Source organism: Moraxella caprae DSM 19149, from assembly GCF_000426885.1.
Classification (GTDB): domain Bacteria; phylum Pseudomonadota; class Gammaproteobacteria; order Pseudomonadales; family Moraxellaceae; genus Moraxella; species Moraxella caprae.
Genome location: NZ_AUGF01000071.1, coordinates 1 through 5881, shown reverse-complemented (window position 1 = coordinate 5881; position 5881 = coordinate 1). Strand labels below are relative to the sequence as shown.

5 protein-coding genes are annotated in these 5881 nt (G+C 42.7%); 3 read left to right on the top strand and 2 right to left on the bottom strand.

The features are described from left to right. The 3 genes from K941_RS15795 to K941_RS0111815 all read left to right on the top strand — a co-directional run. Positions 1-282 (top strand): transposase (locus tag K941_RS15795; RefSeq protein WP_036388335.1); only part of this gene is annotated, 282 nt, incomplete at its 5' end. A gap of 238 nt (positions 283-520) precedes the next feature. Then, positions 521-1477, top strand: a complete 957-nt coding sequence (locus tag K941_RS0111820; protein ID WP_178037077.1) for a hypothetical protein — start codon at positions 521-523, stop codon at positions 1475-1477. 10 nt (positions 1478-1487) lie between these two features. Then, complete coding sequence (locus K941_RS0111815) at positions 1488-3689, top strand: putative Ig domain-containing protein (protein WP_029103771.1); 2202 nt, start codon at positions 1488-1490, stop codon at positions 3687-3689. Positions 3690-3961: 272 nt separating this feature from the next. Here the strand turns inward: K941_RS0111815 and miaB are convergent, their stop codons facing one another. Together miaB and K941_RS15790 are read right to left on the bottom strand one after the other, a co-directional pair. After that, positions 3962-5464 carry a tRNA (N6-isopentenyl adenosine(37)-C2)-methylthiotransferase MiaB gene (gene miaB, locus K941_RS0111810; protein ID WP_029103770.1) on the bottom strand — a complete coding sequence of 501 codons (1503 nt, stop codon included), beginning with the start codon at positions 5462-5464 and terminating at the stop codon, positions 3962-3964. A gap of 121 nt (positions 5465-5585) precedes the next feature. Further along, on the bottom strand, positions 5586-5881 hold a 296-nt coding region (locus K941_RS15790; protein WP_036388334.1), incomplete at its 5' end, for an IS1 family transposase.

The window sequence follows — 5881 nt, the reverse complement described above, 5'->3', positions numbered from 1 at the left end:
CAAACGGTTTATGATTGGTTAAAACACACCTTAATTCCAAAATTAAAGCGAAAATGCGTGATTGTCATGGACAATGCTCCTTTTCATAAAAACAAAAGAATCCAAAAGCTACTAAACAGGCATGGACATCGTTTATTGTTCTTGCCTCCTTACTCTCCTGACTTAAACCCCATTGAGTATAAATGGAGTCAAGCTAAGTCTTTAAGACAGGGCTGGATGACTGATGATCTAGATGAGCTGTTTTGGAACATGGGGGTGTGTGGTGATTTTGTGGTTTGTTGAGTGTATGTCTTTTGCTTTTGGTATGCTCTTAACCGATTTGGCTTTCTTTATCAAAAATAGTGATGTTGCACAAAATTTGCTTGCAGGAACTAGAATTGCTGACACATCTACGGAAATAATTACAGAATATATTGATAAAAAAACTGTCAATATTCCTGATATTACAACCGTAGCATCAGACATAACCAATCTATTAAGTAATGTCAGACATGTTATTGCAAAAGTTGCATTTGGTGCTGTGAGTCAAATATTTGCGTTTTTAGGAAATCTAGCGTCTGCTGATGAAAAATTGGGCTCAAATATTCATATTGATGATTTGTGGTCTGTTCTCATTAGTTCAGAAATATCCCCAGAGGAATTACAGCAGGCTCTTGAAAAAACCCTAAGTCCATTTAAAAAAGCAGTGGAGGATAAGTATAATGATGTGTTAGAGTGGGTGGATACTTATAGAGAAGATAACATTGCATTGGTTGGCGATGAAGATGGTATTATAACTAATGACTATATAGAGGGAAACTGGAAACACAATACAATCAAAGGTCTAGACGGTAATGATACCTTAGATGGCAAAGCAGGCAACGACCATATTTATGGCGGAACAGGCAACGATACCCTAATCGGTGGCGAAGGTGCTGATAATTTGCTTGACGAACAAGGCTACGACACCTACCACATCAAAGACCGTGATACCATCTATGACAAAGATGGTAAAGGCAAAATCCTATTTGATGGCAAGCAACTCCCCACAGACTTTATCCTAAAACAAGGTTCATCAGGCATATGGGAAGCCAAAGACAATCAAGGAAATATACTCTATACCGCCATCAAAGGTGCCAATGATTTATTAATTACTTCTACCAATTCTCCTGCTGACAGCGTTACCATCAAAGACTTCTTCACCACCGCCACCATCACAGGCGACAACCACAATGTTTATTCCGCTCTTTCTCTTGTCTTAGCAGACAGTAAAGAAGAGGCTGACACACATGGTGTCTATACCATCAAGACTGATGATAAACTGCATTCAACCATTCATATCAATGGCTTTGTTTCTGACAACATCGCTGTGATGGGTTCTGATAAAGTGGACTTTATCAATGCACTGGGTGCTGACAAACGCCTTGATATAGACACACAAGGGGGTAATGATGTGATTTATGGCGGCGATGGTCATGATATCTTAAAAAGGGGGTGATGGCAATGATGTGATTTATGGCTCTGCAGTCTTTTATGATTTTGAACCCAAAGACAGTCAAAGACTACCTAAGCCAAAACAAGACAAAGAGGGTAATTTAATTGGGGTGGATAAAGATATTATTATTGGTGGCATGGGAAGAGATTTGATTGCAGCAGGGATTGGGGATGATGTGATTTGGGTGGACAATGAACAAGCAGAGTCTAATAACACCCATAACAATGACAAAGGAGACTGGGCATTAGGCGGACAAGGAAGTGATGTGATTTATGGGGGAGCAAATAAAGACTTTTTACAAGGTGGGGCGGATAATGATTATGTGTATGGCGGTGGTGGCGATGATGTGATATTGGGTGATGGACATATTCGCTTTGGCATAAAAAATCAAGTGCTACGCAGTGATAATCAGATTTTAAGCATAGAGCATACCTACGACCAAGTCAATCACAAAGAAAACACCCTAAAACAAAAAACCGCAAATTTACAAGACTACAAAACCTTTGAATGGAACATTCAAGTAGATACTGACAAAATGGATTATCTCTTAACCAAACAAAAAGACATTGCTTTGGCAAATAATTACCATCTTTTAGACGAATCATACAAACACAATGCCAATGACTTTTTGTACGGTGGCAAGGGAGACGACCTTATCATCGGTCAATATGGCAATGATTATCTAGATGGTGGTAAGGGTGATGACATCCTATGGGGTGATGATAACAGAGATGAGGATATTGAAGGGAATGACACGCTAAAAGGCGGTGCAGGACGAGATAGGCTAATTGGTGGCAAAGGCAATGATGCGTATGTGTTTGACCTAGAAGACCTAGCCAAAAGCGGGGCGGATGACAAAACCATCATTGACAGTGATAATAGTGGCATCATCAAAATCAATCATTATGATCTAACAGGCACACAGTTTTTTAAATCCGCCAATGCCAGCAACCTCTACCAAAGCGATGATGGCAAATTTGACTTGATAAGATACGATAACGGCAACTACAGCCTATTAAGCAAAGACTTCAACGCCTCCATTGCCATCGAAAACACCCCCACCACAAAAGATGGCGACAATGACATCTTGCTAGGCATGATACTAAAAGAAACCAAAAACACCGCTCCCATTGTTCATAATCCTGTCTCTGACCAGATGGTGTTGGCAGGGCGAGACATCGCACTCGGTCTTGGCGAGGTATTCTTCGATGCTGATGGTGATGAGCTGACGTATAGTATCCAAGGGGCGGATGGACTGCATTTTGACCCTGCTACGAAGATGCTAACAGGCAGGGCACCTGATAAAGGGGTGTTTAACATCACATTGACCGCCACCGACCCCAAGGGCGAGCATGCCAATACCAGCTTCACACTAAGAGTAAATGAACGGCCAACGCTCGTCTCTGCCTTGACTCTACCGCTTGTGCTAAGCCAAGATGATGCCATGATGCAGATAGGTCTAGATAAGCTGTTTGTTGATAACGATGGTGATGCGTTAAGTTATTCGCTATCGGCAAATTCTTTGAGCGGTATCTACATTGACAACAATCATCTCATCATAGACCCTGCGACCACAGAGATTGGCATGCATGACATTATTGTGACAGCGACAGACAGCTTCGGTCAGAGTGTTAGTACCAATGCCAGCTTTACCATCAAAGGCAGTGAGCCCATCGTGATGCCAGAGCCTGTTCTGCCCATCACGCCAACGCCTGACCCCACCACTGTTGGTAAGCGATATGTGGGCAAGCTCGGTGCTGATGACATCACAGGTGATGATAAAGCCAATACCATGAGTGGTCTGACAGGAAATGATGTCCTAAGTGGCGGTCGTGGTAATGACACGCTCATCGGTGGATTTGGTCATGATACCTTAATTGGCGGACTCGATAACGACCTGCTTATCGGTGGCTATGGCAATGATACTTATCTGTATCGCAAAGGCGATGGTCTAGATGCGATTCGTGATGTTGGTGGGCTCGATATCTTAAAGATTTCGGGGCTGACGTTGTCTGATTTGGGCTTTGCCAAACAGGGCAATCATCTGTTTATCGATGTCAAGCAAAATGATGATGGCATTATTATTGAAGATTATTTCAAATCAAACAGTATCATACCAAGCCAAAAATCATTCCCCAACATAGAACGTATCTACATCAATGATAAGTTTGTCGGGCATGATGAGATTATCAAGATGGCGGATGTGGTGATTTAGACTTAAGGCTAAGAATGTTAAAAAGAGTGTTTAATAACACTTTTTTTATGGTCTGCTGATGGCGGATTGTGCTGATTGGGGTGTGCCTGCCTTTGGTATTTGCATGAAAGATGAGATTTAGCCATTTTTATGCAAAATTGGTTAAAATTGTCAAATTTTCATCTTATCTTATAAAAATGTCATCAATGGTAGGTATGCCCTAATACGCCTAAAAACTTAACATGGTGTATTTGTCATAAATACACCAATCTTAGTATCTTATCTATTGTCCATTATCCTAATACCGCCATCATTTCACCTTCTACCAAATGCATGCTAATCGCCTTATCAATGCGGACATTGACAAATTTACCCAGTAACTCATCACCGCCACGAAAAATCACCGAACGGGTGTTGTCGGCTGTGCCATGCAAATAGCCATCTTTGCGGTTGGCACGTTCTTCGACCAGCACTCGCACGGTTTGACCGACCATCGCTCGGGTCTTGGCAAAGGTGGACTCCTTGATGACTTCCTGAAAAGTCGCTAGACGTTCTTTTTTGGTCTCAAAGCTGACATTGTCAGGCAAATCAGAGGCAGGCGTACCAGGGCGTTTTGAGTAGATAAAGCTGTATGAATGGTCAAAATCTAGCTCTTTGGCGAGATTTAGCGTGTCGGCAAAGTCTTCATCGGTCTCATTAGGAAAGCCGATGATAAAGTCGCTAGATAAATGCAGATCAGGTCGAATGGCCTTTAGTTTGTTGATTTGATTGATATAAATGTCAATGGTGTGATTGCGTTTCATCGCTTGCAAAATGGCGTTAGAACCAGATTGGACAGGCAAGTGTAAATGCGAGACGAGTTTGGGGATATGCCGATAAGCGTCAATGATGTCATCGGTGAACTCTAAGGGGTGGCTTGTGGTGTAGCGAATGCGTTCAATGCCGTCAATGTGGGCGACATAGTGCAAAAGCTCACTAAATCGGCAGATCGTGCCGTCATCTTTCTTGCCCCGATAGCCATTGACGTTTTGCCCTAATAGGTTAATTTCACGGACACCTTGTTCGGCAAGTGCGTCAATCTCGGCAAGCACGTCATCAAGCGGACGAGACAGCTCTTCGCCACGAGTATAAGGCACGACACAAAACGAGCAGTATTTTGAACAGCCTTCCATGATAGAGACAAATGCCTTGTAGCCTTCGACCTTTGGCTCGGGCAAAAAGTCAAATTTCTCAATGCTAGGAAATGACACATCAACCACGCCAATGCGAGTTTTGCCGTTTTTGGCGGTGTTGGTATATTCTCCGTTCAACGCTTTGGCACGAGCGGTCTTGGCGGTTAGTTCATCATACATCTGGGGTAGGCGGTGCAAGGTCTGAGGGCCAAAAACCATGTCCACATAGGGGGCACGTTTTTGGATATTATCGCCTTCTTGGGATGCCACACAGCCCCCCACGCCGATGACCAAATGGGGATTTTTATCTTTGAGTTTACGCCAGCGACCCAGCTCGGAGAATACCTTTTCTTGGGCTTTTTCACGGATAGAGCAGGTGTTCATGATAAGCACATCGGCTTCATTGATGTCATTGGTAACTATCATGCCATGAGAGTCGCCTAACACATCACCCATTTTTTGGCTGTCGTATTCGTTCATCTGACAGCCTTGGGTGGCGATAAAGACTTTTTTGGGGGCGGTTGGGTCTTTGGGTAATTGTTCTAAGTGAGACAAATCCAACTGCGATAGCGTGGGGGCGTGGGGTTTGGTGTCGGTTTTGGGATTAAAAGTAGCAACGGTCATGGTTTTCTCCAAGGGTTTGCCAAATGGGGGATAAAGGGACTATTATAGCACATGGCAGTGGTGTTTTGGAAAAATATGGCTTGCTCATTTGGCGGTTTATTCTTTTTTAGGCATTGTTAAATCAAAATACACACCTCAAACTACCATTCCACTTAGCAAACAGTAAGCTCAGTGTATTTTCTATCATCTTTTGGCATTTAGAATAGCATTTGGTTTTACGTTTAAACCTTGCGGTAAAATGCCTAATCAGACTGTTATAGCCCTCTATGGTAAACGTTTGAGCTTTACTGGTTAGGTGTTTGTGTATGGGTATGATTTCTTGATAAGACTTCCAGTAATCAGAGCAAAACAGTTTTATGTTGTTTGGGTTTAGGTTGTTGTACAGTCTTTCAAAGGTTTTACTGTCTCGCTTACCAC

Bases quoted from the DNA above. Each gene is read 5' to 3' on its own strand.
- miaB (WP_029103770.1), bottom strand. From the start codon at position 5,464: ATGACCGTTGCTACTTTTAATCCCAAAACCGACACCAAACCCCACGCC.